Here is a 20,208-nt window from a genome sequence, read left to right as displayed (position 1 = left end):
ATTCGATAAAGGGAATGCATGACTCTCACAGTAGGATTCGTGGGCCTGGGCATGATGGGTCTGCCCATGCTGGAAAACCTCGCCCGCGGCGAGGAGCGCTACAACATCCTGGCGTATGACCGCGACCCCGCGCGCCTGGAGCGCCTGGCGGACCACCCCGCCTGGAACCAGACGCTCAAGCCGGCCGCCGGCCTATCGGCGCTGGCCGCCTGCGACGTGGTCATCACCATGCTGCCCGACAGCGCCATCACCAACGCGGTGATCGAAGGCGAGCACGGGCTGGCGGGCGTGATGCGCCCAGGCTCCGTGCTGCTGGACATGGGCTCGTCCAACCCGGCCGAAACGCTGCGGCTGGCGCCGCTGTTGCGCGCGGCGGGCGTGACGCTCATCGACGCGCCGGTGTCGGGCGCGGTGGCCAAGGCGGCCGCTGGCACGCTGGCCATCATGGTGGGCGCCGATGCCGACGGCCTGGCGCGGGTGCGTCCCCTGCTCTCGCGCATGGGCGCGTCCCTCATCCACACCGGCGCCGTGGGCTCCGCCCATGCGATGAAGGCGCTGAACAACTACGTCTACGCGGCCGGCCTGCTGGCGGCCAGCGAAGCGCTCTTGATCGCGCAGCGCATGGACCTGGACCTGGAAGTGTTCACCGATGTGCTCAACGCCTCCAGCGGCCGCAACGTCGCCACCGAAACCAAGCTGCGCCAGTTCATCGTGCCCGGCACCTACAACGGCGGCTTTGCCCTGGCGCTGATGGCCAAGGACCTGCGCACCGCCGATGCGCTGCAGGCCCTGGCCGGCGTTCCGGCCTCGCAGCTGTCGCTGTGCACGGCGCTATGGCAGCGCGCGCTTGCAGACATGCCGGCCGGCGTGGACAACACCGAGATCCACCGCTATCTGCAGCGCCTGGAAACCCCGGCTCCCGCCTGAAGCGCCGGACGCCAACGATAACGAGATCCACAGGAGACAAGCATGAAACGATCCGCCGCCGCGCTTGCGCTGGCGCTGGTGCTGGGCGCCCCGCTCGCGCCCGCCGGCGCCGCGGGCTACCCCGACCATCCCATCCGCATGGTCGTACCCTTTCCGCCAGGCAGCATCACCGACGTGGTGGCCCGCAGCCTGGGCAAAGCCATGGCCGACGATCTTGGCCAGCCGGTAGTGGTGGAAAACAAGCCCGGCGCCAACGGCATCATCGGCACCCATGACGTGGCCCGCGCCAAGCCCGACGGCTACACCCTGGTGGTGGTGGGCGTGTCCACGGCGGCCAGCGGCGTGAGCCTGTTCAAGGACCTGCCCTACAACCCCGCCACCGACCTCGCGCCCATCGGCGCCGTCGCCGAAACGCCCTATCTGCTGGTGGGTTCGCCGCGCATGCCGGGCAGCAAGGTATCCGATCTGTTTGCCTATGGCGCCCAGCATCCCGGCAAGCTGACCTATGCCTACGGCTCGGGCAGCGCGCAGGTGTTCGGCGCCAAGCTGGCGTCCATGGGCAAGATCAACGTTACGCCGGTGCCCTACCGCGGCGGTCCGCAGGCGCTCACCGACGTCATCGGCGGCACCGTCGACCTCACGTTCACCGATCTGGCCAACGGCCTGCAGCAGGCGCGCGCCGGCAAGGTCAAGACCTACGGGGTCAGCACTCCCGAACGCTTTCCGCTGGCGCCGGACATCCCCACGCTCAATGAAACCGGCGCCGCCGGCTTCGATCTGACCGTGTGGTTCGGCTTGATGGGTCCGGCCGGCCTGCCCGCGCCCGTGGTGGAACGCCTGTCGCAATCGCTGGGCAAGGCCCTGGCCAACAGCGAACTCAAGCAGACCTATGAGCGCCAGGGCCTGACCGTCAAGCAGCAGACCCCGGCCGAATTCGGCGGCTTCGTACGCGCCGAGATCGACAAATGGGCGGCCATCGTCAAGGAAACCGGCATTCCGCCGCAATAGAACCTCCTCTTTCAACTGCTACCAGGAATTCCCCGCATGTCGCTGATCGATATCCGCAAACGCTGCCTCATCCTCGAGACCACCTACCACGAGAACGGCCCGGCGCCCGAGAGGCCACTCAAGCTGGCGGCGTCCTGCGCCGTCATCCGCAATCCCTACGCTGGCCGCTACGAGCCGGATCTGATGCCCTTCATGGCCGAACTGCGCAGCCTGGGCACGCTGCTGGCGACCGAGCTGGTCGAGACGCTGGGCGGCAAGGACCAGATCGAGGTCTACAGCAAGGCCGCCATCGTCGGCCTGGACGGTGAAATGGAGCACGGCGCGGTCTGGCACGAGGCCGGCGGCTGGGCCATGCGCAGCGTGCTGGGCGAACCCCGCGCCATGGTGCCCGCCGTCAAGGCCGTGGCCGTAGCCGGCTACCGCATGATGGTGCCGGTGCACTACATCCACGCTTCGTATGTGCGCAGCCACTTCAACAGCATCGAGATCGGCATCCAGGATGCGCCGCGCGCCAACGAGATCCTGTTCGCCCTGGTCATGGGCACGGGCGGCCGGGTGCATTCGCGGCTGGGCGGGCTGACCAAGGAAGCCGTGTCCGTGCACGACGGACAGCGGTAGGGAGACTCAGGCGCCCGGGATCGTCAGCGACAGGCCCGCGCGGTCGGCCACGTTGCAGATGTGGGCGCGCATGGCGCGCCGCGCGGCGTCGGCCGAACCGGTAGCCAGCGCGTCGATGATGGCCGCGTGTTCGTAGATGGGCTCGCGCACGCGCGCCGGATCGGCGAACGCGACCTGCCGGCTGCCGTCCACCACTTCGGCGATGTTCTCGGCCAGGTCCAGCAACATCGGGCTGCCGGCGATCTCGTACAGGCAGGCGTGGAAGGCGCGGTCGCCTTCCGACATGGCCACCAGGTCGCCGGCGTCGGCGGCCTGTTCCATGTGCGTGATGGTGGCGCGCAGGCGGGCCAGCCCCGCCTGGGTGACGACGCCCGCGGCCAGGCCGGCTGCCAGCTCCTCCAGCTGGTTGCGCACCAGATAGACATCACGCAAGGCATAGCGGCCCTGGAAACGCCAGCGGCCGTAGGCGCTGCCCAGGCCTTTTTCGCCGGGCCGGGCGATGAACACGCCGCGGCCGGCTTCGCTGCGCAGCAGTCCCAGCCCTTCCAGCATGGTGATGGCCTCGCGCAGCGAGGCGCGGCTTACGCCCAGTTCCTCGGCCAGCTGGCGCTGCCCCGGCAGCTTGCCGGCCTCGGCCCAATCGCGCTGGCGGATGCGGGCCTGCAACTGCTGGGCTATGTGTTCGACGGTGTTCATCGCGGAATTCTCAAGGCAGGGGTGCGCGGCCGCCCCCGGTTTGGCGTTGACAGCCATATACTGCCTGGGCATTATGACATTCAACTGGTCTGACCGGTTAGGATAAAGCCGTACTGCAATGCGCCCCGGCATGGCCGCGGGCCCCACGCACTTTCTCGTACATAGCGCCGCTCATGACCGACCTCTACGATCGATTCGCCCGCGCCGTCGACGCCATGGCCCGACTGGCTGACTACCCCTATGCCGAACGCCGCCAGGCCTGGCTGGACCGGCTGCGCGTCAACCTGCCCGAACTCACCGTGCTGGACTCGCTGGCGCCGGAAGCCGAGCTGGGCTACCTGGCGCCACCGCCCGCTGCGCCCGCCGAACGGCTGCCCGCCGCGCAGGCAGGCCGCGGCGTCGCGGTGTCGCGCCATGCGCGCGGCATCGCCGCCATTGCCCGTGAATGCCGCGAGGACCCGGCGCGCGCCGCCGACGCCGCCCGCGCCGCGCTGGCCGCGGCCCGGCAGCAGGCCGGCCTGAATGCCTTCATCAGCCTGTCCGACACCCCGGCGCTGGACGGCGCTGCGGCGGCCGCCGCGCGCCGGCTGCGTGAAGGCGCGGCCATGCCGCTGATGGGCGTGCCGATCGCCGTCAAGGACTTGATGCAGGTCGCGGGCTTTCCCCAGACCAACGGCAGCGGCGGCCTGAAACCGCCACCCGCGCTGCACGACGCGCTGGCCGTGGCGCGGCTGCGCGAAGCCGGCGCGCTGGTGGTGGGCACGACCAACCTGCACGAACTGGCCTACGGCATCACCAGCGAAAATCCCCATTACGGCTGGGTCGGCAATCCCCGCGGGGCGGGCTACACCGCGGGCGGCTCCAGCGGCGGATCGGCCGCGGCGGTGGCCGCCGGCATCGTCCGCCTGGCCGTCGGCACCGACACCGCGGGCTCCATCCGCATCCCCGCCGCCTGCTGCGGCGTGGTCGGCTTCAAGCCCACCTTCGACGCCATCTCGCGCGACGGTGCGCAGGCGCTGGGCGCAAGCCTGGACCACCTTGGGCCCATCGCCGCCAGCGTGGCCGACGCCGCCCTGGCCTATTCCATCATGTCGGGCCAGGCCGAACGCACCGTCAGCGCCGGCGCGCTGACCGGCCTGCGCGTGGGCGTGCCGCGCAATTACTGCTACGACCCGCTGGCCGAGGACGTGGCGCAGGCGGTCAACCATGCCCTGGCGCGGATGCAGGCCGACGGCGCCACGCTGGTGCCGCTGGACCTGCCGGGCGTCGAGCACAGCGCGGCGCTGCAATTCGCCACCCTGTGCAGCGAAGCCACCGACATCCACTGGCGCCGGCTGATCGACCAGCCCGAGACGCTGGGCGACGACGTGCGCGTGCGCCTGGAGATCGGCCAGTTCTTCCCCGCCACCTGGTACACGCGGGCGCAGCGCGGCCGCGCCGCGCTGGCGCACATGTTCGACCAGGCGATGCAGTCGGTGGACGTGCTGGTCACCCCCACGCTGCGCATCGAGCCGCCGCGCTCCGGTGCGGGCGCGGTCAACATCGCAGGCCGCGAAGTGCCGCTGCACACGGCCGTCACAGGCCTCACCATGCCCTTCAACCTGACCGGCATGCCGGCGCTGACGCTGCCCTGCGGCAGCGGCCGCAACGGCCTGCCGCTGGGGCTGCAGATCGCGGGCGCGCGCGGCGCCGACTGGCGCGTGCTGAATACCGCCGCCCGCATCGAAAACCTGCTGGCGGCCTGACGCCCCCCTGCCGGGCCGGCGCCAACGCCGGCCCGATGCTGGTAAGCCCTAACTGGTCAGACCGGTACTACAGGATTACAAACGAGCAGAGTTCCCGCCCGCCGACGCCTCGCCTGCGCGAGCGGCGGCATCGCCGCACCTCCTTTCCAGAAGGAAACCACGATGAAACTGCTCCGCTTAGCCGCAGCCGTATCCGCGGTCGTACTCGCCTCCGCCGCCCATGGCGCCGATCCCGTCGTCATCGGCGTGAGCATCGCGCAGTCCCCGCCCGGGTCGGTGGTGCAAGGCACCCAGGTGAAGGACGGCGTGGAAATCATCGCCAAGATGATCAACGACAAGGGCGGCGTGCTGGGCCGGCCGCTGAAGATCATCTACGAAGACAACCAGGGCATTCCGGAAAAGGGCCGCGCGGCGGCCGAGAAACTGATCTCGCGCGACAAGGTAGTAGCCGTCACTGGCGGTCACCAGAGCTCGGTCTGCCTGGCCGAAATCGAGGTCGCGCACCGCTACAAGGTGCCCTACGTCAACACCAACTGCTGGTCCGACGACGTGCGCGCCAAAGGCTATCCGGAAGTCTTCAATCCGGCCAACTACAACACCCGCGTCTCAAGCGCCATGGCCGACACCATCGCGGCGCTGAAGGTCAAAAGCGTGGTCGCCTTCGCCGAGAACACCGACTACGGCATCGGCCAGGCCAAGCTGTTGGGCGAATTCCTCAAGAAGGCCGCGCCGCAGACCCAGTACAAGTACGTGGCGCTGGACCGCGCCGGCAAGGACTTCACGCCGGCCGTGCTGCCGTTGCGCGCAAGCCCGCCGGACTTGGTGGTCAACATCATGCTGCCGCCGGCCGCCTACATCCTGATGAACCAGTTGTACGAACAAGGCGTGGCGCCCAGCGCCAAGACCTGGTTCTACGACGGCGCCGGCATCGCCGACTATCCGGACTTCTGGAAGAACGTAAAGGAAGCCGGCAAGTACATGCTGGCCTTCGGCCTGTACCACCCGCAGATGCCCATGCCGCAGATAGGCATGGACGTGGCCGCCACCTACCAGAAGCAGGCCAAGACCGAACCCAACCGCCTCATCTTCCAGGCCGCGGACTCGGTGCTCCTGATCGCCCGCGCGATCGAAGAGGCCAAGTCCACCGACAGCGCCGCCATCATCAAGGCGCTGCAGGGCATGCAGTTCGAAGGCGTGCGCGGCAAGTTCAGCTTCTCGCAGCAGCCGGGCTACACCTACCAGCAGTGGGTCGACATCCCCTACGTCACCTACCAGTTGACCGAAGTCGACCAGCCGCTGAGCAAGACCACGCTGATCCAGGCCACCGGCCAGCCGCTGCAGGTGGAAAAGCTGGTCAAGCCAGCCAAATAAAGAGAATGCGCCCCCAAAGCGGGGGCGCCGCCCTCGGCAAAAGTACCGGATCGCCTCCACAGCATGACCGCAACACGCCGGGCCCCGCCCCGGCGCCAGGGAGAATCGAGTGCTGGCATTGGACCTGTTCGTCAACGGCCTGATCATCGGCCTGTACTACGCGCTGATGGCGGTCGGCCTGACCATGATCTTCGGCATCCTGAAGGTCGTGAACTTCGCCCATGGCGAGTTCTACATGATAGGCGCCTACACCTACACCCTGGTCTCGCTGGCCCTGGGCGTGCCGCCGTGGCTGGCGCTGCCCGTGGCCGCCGCCGCCGGCGCGCTGCTGGGCTGGGCCACGGAACGCTGGCTGATGCGTCCGCTGTACGCGGGCTACGGCTCCTGGGGGCTGATGAAGGACGAGTACGCGGTGGTGGTCACTTTCGGGCTGTCGCTGCTGCTGATCAACCTGGTGGACAAGGTCGTGGGCCCCTACCCCATGCGCGGCCCGGCGCTGTCGGACGTGACGCGCATGGCGGTCGGTCCTTTCATGATGAGCGGGCAGAAGCTGATCACTGCCGGCCTGTCCATCGTGCTGCTGATCGGGCTGGCGCTCTTCATCAAGCGTTCGCTGTGGGGCCGGCAGGTGCAGGCGGTAGCGCAGAACCGGCTGGGCGCCTCTATTGCCGGCATCGACACCGCGCGCGCCAGCAGCATCATCTTCATGGCCTCCGGCGTGCTGGCGGCGCTGGCCGGGGCGCTGCTGGCGCCGGTCATCAATCCGGCGCCGGACGTGGGCGCGTTTCCGGCCATCAAGTCCTATGTGATCGTGGTGATAGGCGGCATGGGCTCGATTCCCGGCAGTATCGTCGCGGCGCTGGCGCTGGGCGTGCTGGAGAGCTTCGGCGCGGTCTACCTGTCCTATGACTACCGCGACACCTTCGGCCTGGCCTTGCTGATCCTGATCCTGCTGTTCCGGCCCAAGGGCCTGTTCGGCGAACGCGCGCGGGAGGTCTGAACATGGATCCGCTGGCCCATCCCAATCTGCTGCGCAACAAGCTGACCCAGGAAATGCGCCTGTCGCTGGCGTTCCTGGCCGTGCTGGCGCTGCTGCCGCTGGGCGTGTCCTCGCCGTACTGGCTAGGCGTGCTGATCGTCAGCATGTACTTCGCCATGCTGGCTTGCGGCTGGAACCTGCTGGCGGGCTACGCCGGCCAGTTCTCGCTGGCGCCGGCCGCCTTCGCCATGCTGGGCGGCTACACCACCGGTCTCCTGGCCTATCACTGGAAGGTGCCGCTGTGGCTGGGCCTGCCGCTGTCCGCGGTGGTGCCGGGGCTGATCGGCCTGGTGCTGGGCCGCATCGTGCTGCGGCTGTCGGGCCCCTACCTGGCGCTGACCACGCTGTCCTTCGCCGAGATCGTACGCCTGGTGATCTACAACTCCATTGACTTCACGCGGGGCGACCAGGGGCTGCACGTGCCAGCGCTGCTGGAAAGCCGCGTGGGCAACTATTACCTGTTCCTAGCCGCGCTGGCGGCGGTGACGCTGCTGATCTTCCTGCTGCTGCGGGCGCGCCCGGGACGTTTCCTGCAGGCCATCCGCGACGACGAGATCGGCGCGGCCAGCCGCGGCATCGACGTGGTGCGCTACAAGACGCTGGCCTTTCTGGTCAGCTGCGCCATCTGCGGCTTTGCCGGCGGCCTGTACGGCACCTTCGCGCAGCTGGTCAGCCCGGAACTCGGCATCGTGACGCAGACCGGCATGGTGATCGCCATGGTGGTGATCGGCGGAATGGGCACGCTGGTCGGGCCGCTCCTGGGCGCGGTGCTGGTCTACGTCGCGTCGGAATTGCTGCGCGACGCGGGCAACATCCAGATGATCGTGTTCGCGCTGCTGGTCATCATTTTCGCGCGCTTCTTCCGTGAAGGGCTGTGGGGCCTGGCGCGCCGCGCTATCCTGCGCCGCTCCGGCGACGCCCGCGCCAGCGCCAGGGGGGCCTGATGCCACTGCTGCAGATATCCGGAATACAAAAGCGTTTCGGCGGCCTGCTTGCCGTGAACGGCGCGGGCATGGACGTCGCCGACGGCGAACTGCTGGGGCTGATCGGCCCCAACGGCTCCGGCAAGACCACCCTGCTCAACGTGCTGTCCGGCCACCTGGCGGCGGACGCGGGCCAGGTGCTGCTGGACGGCCGCAGCGTGATGGGGCTGAACCCCACGCGACTGACGCGGCTGGGCGTGCTGCGCATGTTCCAGATGACCCGCGTCTTCAACCGGGTAAGCGCCTACGACAACCTGATCGTATGCGGGCTGGCCATGGGCCTGGACGAGGCGGCCGCCAGCCGCCGCGCGCTGGAACTGCTGGACGAGCTCAAGCTGACCCACGTCATGCACCTGGACGCGGGGCAGCTGTCGGGCGGGCAGAAAAAGCTGCTGGAGTTCGGCGCCTGCTTTATGGCGCCGCCGCGCATCGCGCTGCTGGACGAACCCTTCGCCGCGGTGCACCCGGTCATGAAGGAAACCATGTCGGAATTCATCCGCCGCCGCAACCAGAGCGGCCAGACCTTCATCCTGGTCAGCCACGACATGCCGGTGGTGGTGGACCTGTGTGCGCGCTCGGTGTGCATGAACGCCGGCCGCGTGCTGGCCGACGGCCCCACGCAGCAGGTGCTGCGCGAACCCGCGGTGATCGAAGCCTATCTGGGCGAACCGGGACAAGAGGAGCAGGACCATGCCTGACACGCTGCTCGCCATGGAAGGCGTGACCGCGGGCTACATGGGCGACATCGACGTGCTGCGCAACGTCTCGCTCACGGTGCAGGCCGGCCGCATCAGCGGCCTGATCGGCCTGAACGGCGCGGGCAAGTCCACGCTGATGAAAGCCATCTGCGGCTTCCTGCGACCCAAGTCCGGCCGCGTCACGCGCGCCGGACGCGATATCTCGGGCCAGCCGCCGCACCGCATGATCGACGACGGCCTCTGGTACATCCCGCAGGAATCCAGCCTGTTCCCCTACCTGACGGTGGAGGAGAACCTGCGCCTGCCGCTGGAGGGCCGGCACAAGCGCTACGGCGACGTGCTGGAGCCGCGCTTTACTGAAACGCTGGAGCGCTTTCCGGTGCTGAAGGAAAAGCTCAAGGACCAGGCCGGCAACCTGTCCGGCGGCCAGCAGAAGTCGCTGGAATTCGCCAAGGCCTATATGGTGCAGCCGCAGGTCTGCCTGATCGACGAACCCAGCATCGGGCTGGCGCCGCGCGTGGCGGCCGAAGTCTTCCAATGGATCCGCGCCTTCGCCGACGCCGGCATGGGCATCCTGCTGGTGGACCACAACGTGCGGCGCGTGGTGGCCATGTCCAATCACATCTACGTGCTGAGCCTGGGCGAAATCACCGCCTCCGGCTCGCCCGAGGATTTTGCCGGCGACCTGCATGAACAGGTGCGCGAATGGCTGGGGATCAATTTCTGATGGCTGCCCACACCCTGATAGCGCAGCCTCTGGCCGCTGCGGCGTTCGCACCCTATGGCGAGGTCGTCAGCAGCGCCGGCCGCGCCGGCCGCTCGATCAATGCGGGTACCTCGCTGCGCGTGGAAATGGGCGAGCCCGATCTGCTGGACGCGGGCGGCCGGCCATCGCTGTCGGTATTCCGCGCGCAGGCGATCGCCCTGCCCTTTGCCGCCCGCATCCTGGAACGCCACAGGCTGGGCAGCCAGACCTTCCTGCCGCTGGCGGGCACGCCTTATGTGGTGTTGGTTGCGCTGGGCGCAGAGGCGCCGGACCTGGCCACGCTGCGCGCCTTCATGGCGGGCGCGGGCGTGGGCATCACGCTGCGCCGGGATGTCTGGCACCACCCGTTGATGGCGCTGGCGGACGGCGAATTCGCCGTGCTGGAACGCGCGGGCCCCACGGTGGATTGCGAAGTGATCGATCTGCCGGACGCGCCCTGGACCATCCAGGCCGCCTGAACTACGCCGTGCGCCGCCAGACGCTGGCCAGCCAGGGCTGCTGCTCGCGCGGCAGGCCCTGCGGCCGGTAGTAGTGTTCAAGTTCCTCGAAGCCGGCCGCCGTCAGCAGCGCGCTCCAGCCTTCCAGGTCATGGTAGGCGCCATAGCGCCCGCGATTCCAGCCTTCCTGGTTGCCGCCGCGCGGGTTGGAGCTGAACAGCACACCGCGCGGCTTGAGCGCGCCATGCAAGGCGCGCAGCACTTGCGGCAGCTCCTGGCCAGGCACGTGGAACAAGGCGGCGTTGGCAAAGATGCCGTCGAAGCGCGCCGGCGGCAGGGCAAGGCGCAGAAAGTCCTGCTGCCAGACCTCGCAGCCAGTAGCCTGCCGCGCCATCTCGACGAAGCGCGGCGTGCCGTCCAGGCCGACCGCGCGATGGCCCAGGGCCGCGAACGTTTTCAGGTCGCGGCCCGGCCCGCAGCCGAAATCCAGGATGTCGTAGGGAGGTTCGCCTTCGATGTGACGCAGGAGCGCCGCGATGTTCTGGCTGACGTCGTGGTCGCGCGTGCCGGCCTCGAACGAGTCCGCGTTCTCTTGGTAGTGCGCGACGGTCAGCGAACTGATCTTGGCGAGGTCTTCAGCGTCGAGTTTCATGGGGTGATTGTGCCGCAAAAAACAGCACGCGGCCGTGCCGGAAGCCGGCTCCGTCCGGCCGTCTGGCAACCGGGCGGATCCGTCTCAACCTGCGCAAGCTTCCCATGGGGTGTCAGACGCCTGACGAGCGCCAGCGCCAGACACCCTCACGACGCCCGGCCTCAGGCCGCCAGGCGGCCTTCGATGCTGGCCTTGGTGGCCGGCAGGTCTTCGGGCAGGCCCTGCTTGAGCTGGGCGAAGAGCTCCTGGTGCAATGCCAGTTCGTCGCGCCAGGCGGCGGCGTCCACCGACATGACCTGCTCGAACTTGTCCGGGCTGAACTCCAGGCCCGTCCAGTCGATGTCCTGGTAGCTCGGCGAAATGCCGAACACCTGGTCCACGCCCTTGGACTGGCCGTCGATGCGGCCCAGCATCCAGCGCAGCACGCGCATGTTGTCGCCGAACCCCGGCCAGACGAACTTGCCGTCCGGACCCTTGCGGAACCAGTTGACGCAGTAGATGCGCGGCAAGGTGGCGCCGGCGGCTTCCAGCTGTTTGCCCAGCTTCAGCCAGTGGCTGAAGTAGTCGCTCATGTTGTAGCCGCAGAACGGCAGCATGGCGAAGGGATCGCGGCGCACCACGCCCTGCTGGCCGGCAGCGGCTGCGGTGGTTTCCGAGCCCATGGTGGCGGCCATGTAGACGCCTTCGACCCAGTTGCGGGCTTCGGTGACCAGCGGCACGGTGGTGGAGCGGCGGCCACCGAAGATGAAGGCGTCGATGACCACGCCTTCGGGGTTCTCCCATTCGGGGTCGATGGACGGGCATTGCGCAGCCGGCGCGGTGAAGCGCGCGTTCGGGTGCGCCGCCTTGCGGCCGGTTTCGCGCGCAATGGCGGGCGTCCAGTCCTGGCCCTGCCAGTCGATCAGGTGCGCCGGCGGCTCGTCCGTCATGCCTTCCCACCAGACGTCGCCGTCATCGGTGAGCGCCACGTTGGTGAAGATGACGTTGGCCTTGAGCGTGGCCATGGCGTTGAAGTTGGTCTGCTCGCTGGTGCCCGGGGCCACGCCGAAGTAGCCGGCTTCCGGGTTGATGGCGTGCAGGCGACCGTCCTTGCCGGGTTTGATCCAGGCGATGTCGTCGCCGATGGTGGTGACCTTCCAGCCGTCCATGCCTTGGGGCGGGATCAGCATGGCGAAGTTGGTCTTGCCGCAGGCCGACGGGAAGGCGGCCGCCACGTGGTACTTGCGGCCCTTGGGCGAGGTCACGCCAAGGATCAGCATGTGTTCGGCCAGCCAGCCCTGGTCGCGGCCCATGGTGGACGCGATGCGCAGCGCGAAGCACTTCTTGCCCAGCAGCGCGTTGCCGCCGTAGCCCGAGCCGAAGCTCCAGATTTCGCGGGTCTTGGGGAAGTGGACGATGTACTTGGTCGGGTTGCACGGCCAGGCCACGTCGGCCTCGCCTGCGGCCAGCGGCTTGCCCACCGAATGCACACAGGGCACGAAGTCGCCGTCGGCGCCCAGCACGTCATAGACCTGCTTTCCCATGCGCGTCATGATGCGCATGTTCACGGCTACGTAGGGGCTGTCGGACAGTTCCACGCCGATGTGCGCGATGTCCGAACCCAGCGGGCCCATCGAGAACGGCACGACATACAGCGTGCGGCCGCGCATGGCGCCGTCGAACAGGCCGTTGAGCGTCTCGCGCATGGCGGCGGGTTCGGCCCAGTTGTTGGTCGGGCCGGCATCCTCGGCGCGATCGGAGCAAATGAAGGTGCGGTCCTCCACGCGGGCGACGTCGGAAGGATCCGAGCACGCCAGGAAGGAATTAGGCCGCTTGGCGGGGTTCAGCCTGCGCATGGTGCCCGCCTGGACCATCTGTTCGCACAGCCGGTCATATTCTTCCTGGGAACCGTCGCACCACACGACCTGGTCCGGCTTGGCCAGCGCCACAAAGCTGGCGACCCAGTCGATCAGGCCGCGGTGCTTCACATAGGCAGGCACGTTCAAGGCTGCCAATCCCCCATCCAAAGGCTTATTCATCGGGGTTTATCTCCATACTAGTAAGGCTAATGGTGATACGGCCCCAATTGGCATGGGGCCGTATCAATTTGCGCCATCATACTTGCAGCGGCTGGCTGCCCGTCAACCCATCCTCTTGGACGACATTGTCACCGGTTGAGACCGGTCAGGCGTAGCTGCCGTCGCGCAGCTCGCGGCGGATGATCTTGCCGGTGGCGGTGGTCGGCAAACTGGTTACAAAACGGATCGCGCGCGGATACTCGTGGGCCGCCAGGCGCTTGCGCACGTGGGCCTGCAGTTCCTTCACCAACGCGTCATCCCCTGCATAACCTTCGTTCAGCACCACATAGGCCATCACGATCTCGGTGCGCTGGGCGTCCGGCACGCCCACCACCGCGGCCATGCGCACGGCGGGGTGGCCGATCAGGCAGTCCTCGATGGGGCCGGGGCCGATGCGGTAGCCGGCGCTGGTGATGACGTCGTCGTTACGGCCGACGAAGCGGATGAAGCCCTGCGCGTCGCGCACGCCCTGGTCGCCGGTCAGCAGGTAGTCGCCCGCGAACTTTTCGGCGGTGGCCTCGGGGTTGTTCCAGTAGCCCAGGAACATGACGGGATCCGGGCGCAATACGCCGATGTTGCCCTCCTGTCCATCGGCCACTTCGACGCCCCGCTCATCCACAATAGCGACGCGGTGGCCCGGCGCAGCGCGGCCGATGGCGCCGATGCAGGGGTCGAACAGGGACGAGCAGGACGACACCAGCATGTTGCATTCGGTCTGGCCGTAGAACTCGTTGATGGTCACGCCCAGCACGCGCCGGCCCCAGTCTATGAGTTCCGCCCCCAGCGACTCGCCGCCGCTGGCGACCGAGCGCAGCGCCAGCGCGCCGGCGCCGGCCGGCAGCTCGGCGCCGCGCATCATCTTCAGCGCGGTGGGTGGCAGGAAGGTGTGGGTCACGCCATGGCGCGCCATCAGCTCGAAGGCGCTGGCGCCGTCGAACTTCTCGAAGCGGCGCGCCAGCACCGGCACGCCGTGGTGCCAGGACGGCAGCAGCACGTCCAGCAGGCCGCCGATCCAGGCCCAGTCGGCCGGCGTCCACATCAGCGCGGCATTCTCAGGGAAGAATTCGTGCGACATCTCCACGCCCGGCAGATGGCCCAGCAGCACCCGGTGCGCGTGCAGCGCGCCCTTGGGCTTGCCGGTGGTGCCCGAAGTATAGATGATGACGGCCGGGTCGTCGGCCGCCGTCGCCACCGGCGTGTAGCCCTCGGATTCCGCGGCCAGCGCGGCGTGAAAAGGTACGGCGTCGTCCGGGCAGTCCTGGTCGATGCAATAGACCACCTTCAGGTCGGGCAGGCCGGCGCGAATCTCGCGCAGCTTGCGGCAGCCTTCGGCGTCGGTCACCAGCGCGGCCGCGCCGCTGTTGGCCAGGCGGTACTGGATCGCGTCCACGCCGAACAGCGTGAACAAGGGCACAGCCACCGCGCCCATCTTGTAGACCGCGATATGGGTTACCGCCGTTTCGGGCGCCTGCGGCAGGTAGACGGCAACGCGGTCGCCGCGCTTGACGCCGTGGCGCTCCAGGCTGTGCGCCAGGCGGTTGGACAGCGTCTTGATCTGATCAAAGGTGTAGCGCGATTGCGCGCCGTCGCTCTGCTCGTAGATCAGCGCCAGCCGGCCGCTGCCGTCGGCCCATTTGTCGCAGGCGTCGACGCCGATGTTGTAGGCCGCAGGCACCTGCCATTGGAATTGGGACGCGAGCTGCGCGTAGGAATCGGCTCTGGACAGCATGGTTTGTCTCTGATGTTGTTGTCGAACGCGCCGGCGCCCGGCGCCAGCGATGTAACGTCTTGCCTCAAACTTGACCCTGGCTCAATAATAAGCCCCCGTCCCCCCGCAGCCCACTCCCCCCGCATGGAAAAAGCCGCCACCGTCCCGATGCGCCGACCGCCGGCCAGCGCCAAATCCGAACAGCGCATCCGCGACATCCTGCGCGTCGCCCGCCAGGTCTTCTCCGAAGCCGGCTTCCAAGCGGCCACCACCACCGAGATCGCGCAGCGCCTGGGCGTGTCCGAAGCCACGGTGTTCACTTATTTCGGCGGCAAGCGCGAACTGTGCGTGCGGGTGATCAGCGACTGGTACGACGAGATCATCGCCAAGGTCGAGGACAGCCTGCCCCACGTGCACGGCGCGCGGGCCCGGCTGCATTTCCTGGTGCATGCGCACCTGCGCCACCTGCTGGCCGAAGGCACCGGGCTGTGCGCCTTCATCCTGTCCGAAGGGCGCGCGCGCAACGACGATTTCGGCGATGTCTACGCGGGCCTGCAGCGCCGCTACACCGCGCCGCTGATGGGCATCCTGGCCCAGGGCCAGGCCGACGGCGACATCCGCCGCGACATGCCGCTGCGGCTCTTGCGCTCGGCCGTCTACGGGCCGATGGAGCATGTGCTGTGGGACGCCATCCTGCGCGGCGCACGGGTGAACGTGGCCGCCACCGCCGACCAGTTGGTCGGCTTCCTGTGGCAGGCGCTGCAGCCGCCCGCGCAGGACGCCCTGGCGCTGGCGCAATTCCGCGGCGAAGTGCGGGACGCCCTGCATCGGCTTCAATCGTCGGAAAACAAGGACGGCGGCTCGTACTGAGGAAAGCCGTTGTAGGCTTCGCCCCGTTCGGCGGGCGCCAGGGTCCAGGAATGGCGGGCATTGGGCACGCCGCCATCCACCCGGATGACGCTGCCGTTGATGAAGGCCGCGGCCGGCGACAGCAGGAACACGACCGCCGCCGCCAGCTCGGCCTCGGTGCCGAAGCGCTGCAGCGGCACCTTGGTGCGCAATTCGCGCAGCACGGCGCGGTAGTCCTCGTCGTAGCTGTCCATGCCGCTGGAAGCGATCCAGCCCGGCGCCACCGCGTTGACGCGCACGCCTGCATGGGCCCATTCGCAGGCGGCGGTTTCGGTCAGGTTCCAGACGCCCGCGCGCGCCGCGCCCGAATGCCCCATGCCCGGCATGCCGCCCCAGATGTCGGCCAGCATGTTGACGATGGCGCCGCCGTGCTGGCGCATGTGCTGGGTGTAGACCTCGCGCGACATCAGGAAGGTGCCGTGCAGATTGTTCTGCACTACCGCGTTCCAGCCGTTGTAGGTGATGCGGTCCAGCGGCGCCGGGAACTGGCCGCCCGCGCAATTGAACAGGCCGTCGATGGCGCCGTGCCGCGCCAGCGCATCGGCAACCGCGCCGCGCACGCCGGCCTCGTCGCGGATGTCGCAGGCGTGCAGGCTGATGCGGCCGCTGGCCTCGGGGTAGATCCGGCAGATTTCGTCCTGCGCCGCCTGCAGCTTGTCGAGCTTGCGCCCTACCAGCGCCAGGCCCGCACCCAGCGACGCCAGCTCGTGCGCGGTGCAGCGGCCCAGCCCGCTGCCGCCCCCGGTCACGACGATGGTCTTGCCCTGATACAGCGCCGGCCGGAATACCGACGCGTAGCGTTGGCCGGCGGCGACGCCGCCTGCTTTCTGGCTCATGTCTCGCTCCATTATTTTTTTTGAGGATAACTCAATATTTGTTCCGATTCGATGGCTGGAACAGAAATTTCAACCTAGAATTGACCGCTAGCCCGCCGCTTTGTTGAGCCTGAATCAAGAAAACTGGAGACCCGGAATGACCACGCCCGCCCCGCTGGACATCGCCCACGACGGACCCATCACCCGCCTGACGCTGAACCGCCCCGACATGCGCAACGCGTTCGACGACACGCTGATCGCCGCCCTGACCGGCGCAGTGCAGGCCGCGGTGGACGACCCCGCCGTGCGCGTGCTGCTGCTGACGGGCGCGGGCAAGGCCTTCTGCGCCGGCGGCGACCTGAACTGGATGCGCAAGATGGCCACGCTGACCGACGCCGAAAACCGCGCCGACGCGGCCAAGCTGGCCCGCATGCTGCACGCGATCTGGTCCTGCCCCAAGCCGGTGGTGGCCTGCGTCAACGGCGACGCCTATGCCGGCGGCATGGGCCTGGTGTCGGCCTGCGACATCGCCATCGCCGCGGACAGCGCGCACTTCTGCCTTTCGGAAACACGGCTGGGGCTGCTGCCCGCCACCATCAGCCCCTATGTGCTGCGCGCCATGGGCGAGCGCGCGGCCAACCGCTACTTCCTGACCGCCGAGCGCTTCGACGCCACGACCGCGTTCCGGCTGGGCCTGGTGCACGACGTCGCCCCCCTGGCCGACCTGGCGCAACGCGCCGAGGCGCTGTGCCTTGCCCTGTGCGACAACGGCCCCGGCGCGGTGCAGGCCAGCAAGCGGCTGGTGCGCGATTTCGCCGGCCGGGAGATCGACGCAGCCCTCATCGCCGACACAGTGGAACGCATCGCGGCCGTGCGCAGCACGGACGAAGCGCGCGAAGGCGTCGGCGCGTTCCTGGAAAAGCGCGAACCTTCCTGGCGCCTCAGGCGCTAGGCGCCCAGCCGCTCGGCCAGGAAATCGACGAAGGCGCGCAGCTTGGGCAGCGGGTGCCTGCTGTCGGGCCACAACACGGAAAAGCGGCCGCCAGCGTCGAGGTGCTCGTCCAACACAGTGATGAGCCTGCCTTCGTCCAAAGCCGCCCGCAGCGCGAAGTCCGGCAGGTAGGCCAGACCCAGCCCGGCCTGTGCCGCGCCGATCAGCGCCTCGACACTATTGAAGGTCAACGCCGCGGGCTGCGGCGCGAGTGGCCCGTCGCGGAACTGCCAGTGCTGCGCCTGGCCCGAGCCCGGATAGCGATAGGCCAGCCTGGCGTGGCCATCCAGGTCGTCCGGCGTGCGCGGCGCGCCATGCGCGGCCAGATAGGCGGGCGCGCCCGCCACCACGAATCGATACGGCCCCAGCGGCCGCGCCCTGAGGCGCGAGTCAGCGAAGTCCCCGCTGCGTATCACTGCGTCCAGCCCCTCGCCGATCACGTCGACGATGCGGTCGTTGAAGTCCAGGTCGAGTTCGATCTCCGGATAAAGGCGGGTGAATTCAGGCAGCAGCGGCAGCAACAAGCGGTAGCCGATGGCCGGCACGCTGACCCGCAAGCGCCCGCGCGGCGCTTCGCGCCCCTGCGTCACCTCGGCTTCAGCCTCATCCAGCTCGTGCACGATGCGCAAGCAGCGCTCCAGATAGAGCGCGCCCGCTTCGGTCAGGCTGATGCGCCGCGTACTGCGGTTGAGCAGGCGCACGCCCAGCCTGTCCTCCAGCCGCGCCACGCTCTTGCCCACCGCCGAGGCCGACAGGCCCAGATGCTCGGCGGCCGCGACGTAGCTGCCGCGCTGCGCGGCATGGACGAAGGCATGTATTCCGCTCAGGCTGTCCATTTCCGCTCCATTAAGGAATATTTATCCGCTTAGATAGGAAATACGCGGCATTTTTGTTTTATTGACGCGATTTTATCCTTCATCGACGCCTATCCCGGCTATTCCAACCTGATTCGTCGATGCCTTCCTCTACCTCAGTTCCCGTTTCCCCTGGCTGGACCATGCTTGCCGTCTGCACGGCCGCCCTGATCCTGCCCTTGAGCTTTTCCGGCGGCGCCATCGCCACCCCCGCCATCGGCCGCGATCTGGGCGGCCACGCCCTGGCGCTCGGCTGGATCACCAACGCCTTCATGCTGAGCTTCGGCAGCCTGCTGATGGCGGCAGGCACGCTGGCCGACGCCTATGGCCGCAAGCGTTTGTTCGTGGCTGGCGTGGCCTTGTTCGCGCTGGTATCGGTTGCGCTGGCGTTCGCACCCACTGTGGCCTGGCTGGACGGCCTGCGCGCGCTGCAAGGCGCGGGCGCCGCCGCAGCCCTGGCCGGCGGTTCGGCGTCCCTGGCGCACGCCTGCCCTGGTCCGGCGCGCACCCGCGCCTTCGGCCTGCTCGGCGCCAGTTTCGGCGCGGGCCTGGCGCTGGGGCCGATGCTGGCCGGCCTGCTGATCGACAGCCTGGGCTGGCGCTCGGTCTTCTTGTCGAGCGCCGCCGTCGGGGCGCTGGCGCTGGCCGTCGCCCTGCCCCGGATGCAGGAATCGCGGGACCCGCAAGCGGGTCCGCTGGACTGGGCGGGCAGCCTGGCCTTCACCTGCGCGCTGGCGCTCTTGACCTGGGGCATCCTGGAAATGCCTGCCGCGCGCGGCGCGTCCGCGCTTGCCTGGAGGCTGCTGGCCGCTGCGGCGCTGTGCCTGCTGGCCTTCGTCGCGATCGAGCGCCGCGTGCGCCGGCCGATGCTGGACCTGACGCTGCTGCGCTATCCGCGCTTTGTCGGCGTGCAGATGCTGCCCGTAGCCACCTGCTATTGCTATGTGGTGCTGCTGGTGTTGCTGCCGATCCGCTTCATCGGCATCGAGGGGCGCAGCGAAGCCAGCGCAGGATTGGCGATGGCGGCCCTGTCCGCGCCGCTGCTCTTCATGCCGGCGGTCGCCGTCTGGACCATGCGCTGGATGAGCGCGGGCCGCAGTTGCGCGCTGGGCCTGCTGGCCGCAGCCCTGGGCCTGTACTGGCTCAGCCGCATCGGGGTGGAACACGCGCCCCAGGCCGCACTCTGGCCCATGCTGCTGATCGGCGCAGGCACCGGCCTGCCCTGGGGCCTGATGGACGGCCTGTCCATGAGCGTCGCGCCGCCCGAGCGCGCCGGCATGGCCGCCGGCATCTTCAGCACCACCCGCGTAGCCGGTGAAGGCATCGCGCTGGCCAGCGTCAACGCCTTGCTGACCTTCTTGATCGCCCACCGGCTCGGCGCGGATCCAGGCGCCGCCGCGCAATACCTCGCAGCCGGCGACATGGCGCAAGCCCTGGTCCATCAGCCCGGCGCGGCCCCGGCCCTGTTGCGCCAGGCTTATGACGACGCCTTCCGCCAACTGCTGCACGCGCTGATCGCTATCACCCTGGCCTGCGCTGCGGTGGTGGCGCTATTCCTGGATGCGCCACGCAGCCAGACCTTGCAGGCACGCATGCCATAATTCCTGGCGTATTTTCAGGAAGTCTCATGCCACACGCTTTTCCTCCCCTGAACGCCGAGCGCCTCTGGGCCCGCGTCGAAACCCTTTCCCGTTTCACCCTGCCCGACGTCCCCTGGACGCGCCGCGCATTCTCGCCGCTGTTCGACGAGGCCCGCGCCTGGCTGCGCAGCGAGTTCGAGGCCGCGGGCCTGGCGACCCGCCTGGACGCCGGCGGCAACCTGATAGGCACGCTGGCCGGGCGCGATCCCGCGCGCAAGCCCATCGCCACCGGCTCGCATTGCGACACCGTGATGGCCGGGGGCCGTTTCGACGGCATCATCGGCGTGCTGGCCG

General features: G+C 68.6%; 19 protein-coding genes and 1 pseudogene. 14 read left to right on the top strand and 6 right to left on the bottom strand.

The features are described 5' to 3' along the window. The first annotated feature begins 18 nt into the window (after positions 1-18). From IB268_RS08525 to IB268_RS08515, 3 genes are read left to right on the top strand one after another with little or no spacing between them, the layout of a single operon-like run. A complete protein-coding gene (locus IB268_RS08525; RefSeq protein WP_192354093.1) occupies positions 19-927 on the top strand; it encodes an NAD(P)-dependent oxidoreductase in 909 nt (302 codons plus the stop codon). 42 nt (positions 928-969) lie between these two features. Beyond that, on the top strand, positions 970-1,935 hold the full coding sequence (locus IB268_RS08520) for a tripartite tricarboxylate transporter substrate binding protein (protein ID WP_125473136.1): 966 nt from the start codon (positions 970-972) through the stop codon (positions 1,933-1,935). A gap of 36 nt (positions 1,936-1,971) precedes the next feature. Continuing rightward, positions 1,972-2,553 carry an amino acid synthesis family protein gene (locus IB268_RS08515; protein WP_054459160.1) on the top strand — a complete coding sequence of 194 codons (582 nt, stop codon included), beginning with the start codon at positions 1,972-1,974 and terminating at the stop codon, positions 2,551-2,553. A 6-nt stretch (positions 2,554-2,559) separates the two neighbouring features. On the opposite strand, the gene IB268_RS08510 is transcribed toward IB268_RS08515, so the two are convergent. Beyond that, entirely contained in the window at positions 2,560-3,249 is a 690-nt protein-coding gene (locus tag IB268_RS08510) for a FadR/GntR family transcriptional regulator (protein ID WP_054459156.1), read from the bottom strand. 173 nt (positions 3,250-3,422) lie between these two features. Between IB268_RS08510 and IB268_RS08505 the strand changes: the two genes are divergently transcribed. From IB268_RS08505 to IB268_RS08475, 7 genes are all read left to right on the top strand, one after another. Next, positions 3,423-4,994 carry an amidase gene (locus tag IB268_RS08505; RefSeq protein WP_192354092.1) on the top strand — a complete coding sequence of 524 codons (1,572 nt, stop codon included), beginning with the start codon at positions 3,423-3,425 and terminating at the stop codon, positions 4,992-4,994. 162 nt (positions 4,995-5,156) lie between these two features. Beyond that, entirely contained in the window at positions 5,157-6,365 is a 1,209-nt protein-coding gene (locus IB268_RS08500) for an ABC transporter substrate-binding protein (protein ID WP_054459154.1), read from the top strand. 109 nt (positions 6,366-6,474) lie between these two features. After that, the gene (locus IB268_RS08495; protein WP_054459153.1) at positions 6,475-7,365 is read left to right on the top strand and encodes a branched-chain amino acid ABC transporter permease; all 891 of its coding nucleotides are present in this window, start codon (positions 6,475-6,477) and stop codon (positions 7,363-7,365) included. 2 nt (positions 7,366-7,367) lie between these two features. Beyond that, the gene (locus tag IB268_RS08490; RefSeq protein ID WP_054459151.1) at positions 7,368-8,348 is read left to right on the top strand and encodes a branched-chain amino acid ABC transporter permease; all 981 of its coding nucleotides are present in this window, start codon (positions 7,368-7,370) and stop codon (positions 8,346-8,348) included. Beyond that, a complete protein-coding gene (locus IB268_RS08485) occupies positions 8,348-9,085 on the top strand; it encodes an ABC transporter ATP-binding protein (protein WP_054459145.1) in 738 nt (245 codons plus the stop codon). The genes IB268_RS08490 and IB268_RS08485 overlap by 1 nt, the downstream gene beginning before the upstream one ends. Next, complete coding sequence (locus tag IB268_RS08480) at positions 9,078-9,812, top strand: ABC transporter ATP-binding protein (RefSeq protein ID WP_192354091.1); 735 nt, start codon at positions 9,078-9,080, stop codon at positions 9,810-9,812. Before IB268_RS08485 ends, IB268_RS08480 begins: the two co-directional genes overlap by 8 nt. Next, positions 9,812-10,309, top strand: a complete 498-nt coding sequence (locus IB268_RS08475) for an ureidoglycolate lyase (RefSeq protein WP_175214413.1) — start codon at positions 9,812-9,814, stop codon at positions 10,307-10,309. Before IB268_RS08480 ends, IB268_RS08475 begins: the two co-directional genes overlap by 1 nt. Before the next feature lies 1 nt (position 10,310). On the opposite strand, the gene IB268_RS08470 is transcribed toward IB268_RS08475, so the two are convergent. The 3 genes from IB268_RS08470 to IB268_RS08460 form a co-directional block, all read right to left on the bottom strand. Next, positions 10,311-10,940 carry a bifunctional 2-polyprenyl-6-hydroxyphenol methylase/3-demethylubiquinol 3-O-methyltransferase UbiG gene (locus IB268_RS08470; protein WP_054459139.1) on the bottom strand — a complete coding sequence of 210 codons (630 nt, stop codon included), beginning with the start codon at positions 10,938-10,940 and terminating at the stop codon, positions 10,311-10,313. Positions 10,941-11,101: 161 nt separating this feature from the next. Beyond that, positions 11,102-12,958: a phosphoenolpyruvate carboxykinase (GTP) gene (locus IB268_RS08465; RefSeq protein ID WP_054459137.1), complete on the bottom strand. Its 1,857-nt coding sequence runs from the start codon at positions 12,956-12,958 to the stop codon at positions 11,102-11,104. A gap of 145 nt (positions 12,959-13,103) precedes the next feature. Beyond that, positions 13,104-14,726: an acyl-CoA synthetase gene (locus IB268_RS08460; RefSeq protein ID WP_192354090.1), complete on the bottom strand. Its 1,623-nt coding sequence runs from the start codon at positions 14,724-14,726 to the stop codon at positions 13,104-13,106. 123 nt (positions 14,727-14,849) lie between these two features. On the opposite strand from IB268_RS08460, the gene IB268_RS08455 reads away from it, so the two are divergent. Beyond that, positions 14,850-15,575, top strand: coding sequence for a TetR/AcrR family transcriptional regulator (locus IB268_RS08455; RefSeq protein WP_125473651.1), 726 nt, complete (start codon positions 14,850-14,852; stop codon positions 15,573-15,575). On the opposite strand, the gene IB268_RS08450 is transcribed toward IB268_RS08455, so the two are convergent. Further along, positions 15,539-16,450, bottom strand: coding sequence for an SDR family oxidoreductase (locus IB268_RS08450; protein WP_192354089.1), 912 nt, complete (start codon positions 16,448-16,450; stop codon positions 15,539-15,541). The two genes, IB268_RS08455 and IB268_RS08450, sit on opposite strands and share 37 nt — an antisense overlap. Before the next feature lie 136 nt (positions 16,451-16,586). Here IB268_RS08450 and IB268_RS08445 point away from each other — a divergent pair, with 136 nt between their 5' ends. Further along, entirely contained in the window at positions 16,587-17,381 is a 795-nt protein-coding gene (locus IB268_RS08445) for an enoyl-CoA hydratase/isomerase family protein (protein WP_192354088.1), read from the top strand. On the opposite strand, the gene IB268_RS08440 is transcribed toward IB268_RS08445, so the two are convergent. After that, positions 17,378-18,256, bottom strand: a complete 879-nt coding sequence (locus tag IB268_RS08440; RefSeq protein ID WP_119449099.1) for a LysR family transcriptional regulator — start codon at positions 18,254-18,256, stop codon at positions 17,378-17,380. The genes IB268_RS08445 and IB268_RS08440 overlap by 4 nt on opposite strands. 161 nt (positions 18,257-18,417) lie before the next feature. Here IB268_RS08440 and IB268_RS08435 point away from each other — a divergent pair, with 161 nt between their 5' ends. Together IB268_RS08435 and IB268_RS08430 are read left to right on the top strand one after the other, a co-directional pair. Further along, positions 18,418-19,875: an MFS transporter gene (locus tag IB268_RS08435; protein ID WP_225591341.1), complete on the top strand. Its 1,458-nt coding sequence runs from the start codon at positions 18,418-18,420 to the stop codon at positions 19,873-19,875. A 26-nt stretch (positions 19,876-19,901) separates the two neighbouring features. After that, positions 19,902-20,208: pseudogene (locus IB268_RS08430) on the top strand (Zn-dependent hydrolase); the annotation flags it as partial.

The organism is Achromobacter sp. ACM01 (genome assembly GCF_014851745.1).
Lineage (GTDB): Bacteria > Pseudomonadota > Gammaproteobacteria > Burkholderiales > Burkholderiaceae_B > Achromobacter > Achromobacter aegrifaciens.
Note: the sequence above shows the minus strand (reverse complement) of the source record. Positions and strands in the feature narration are given on the sequence as shown.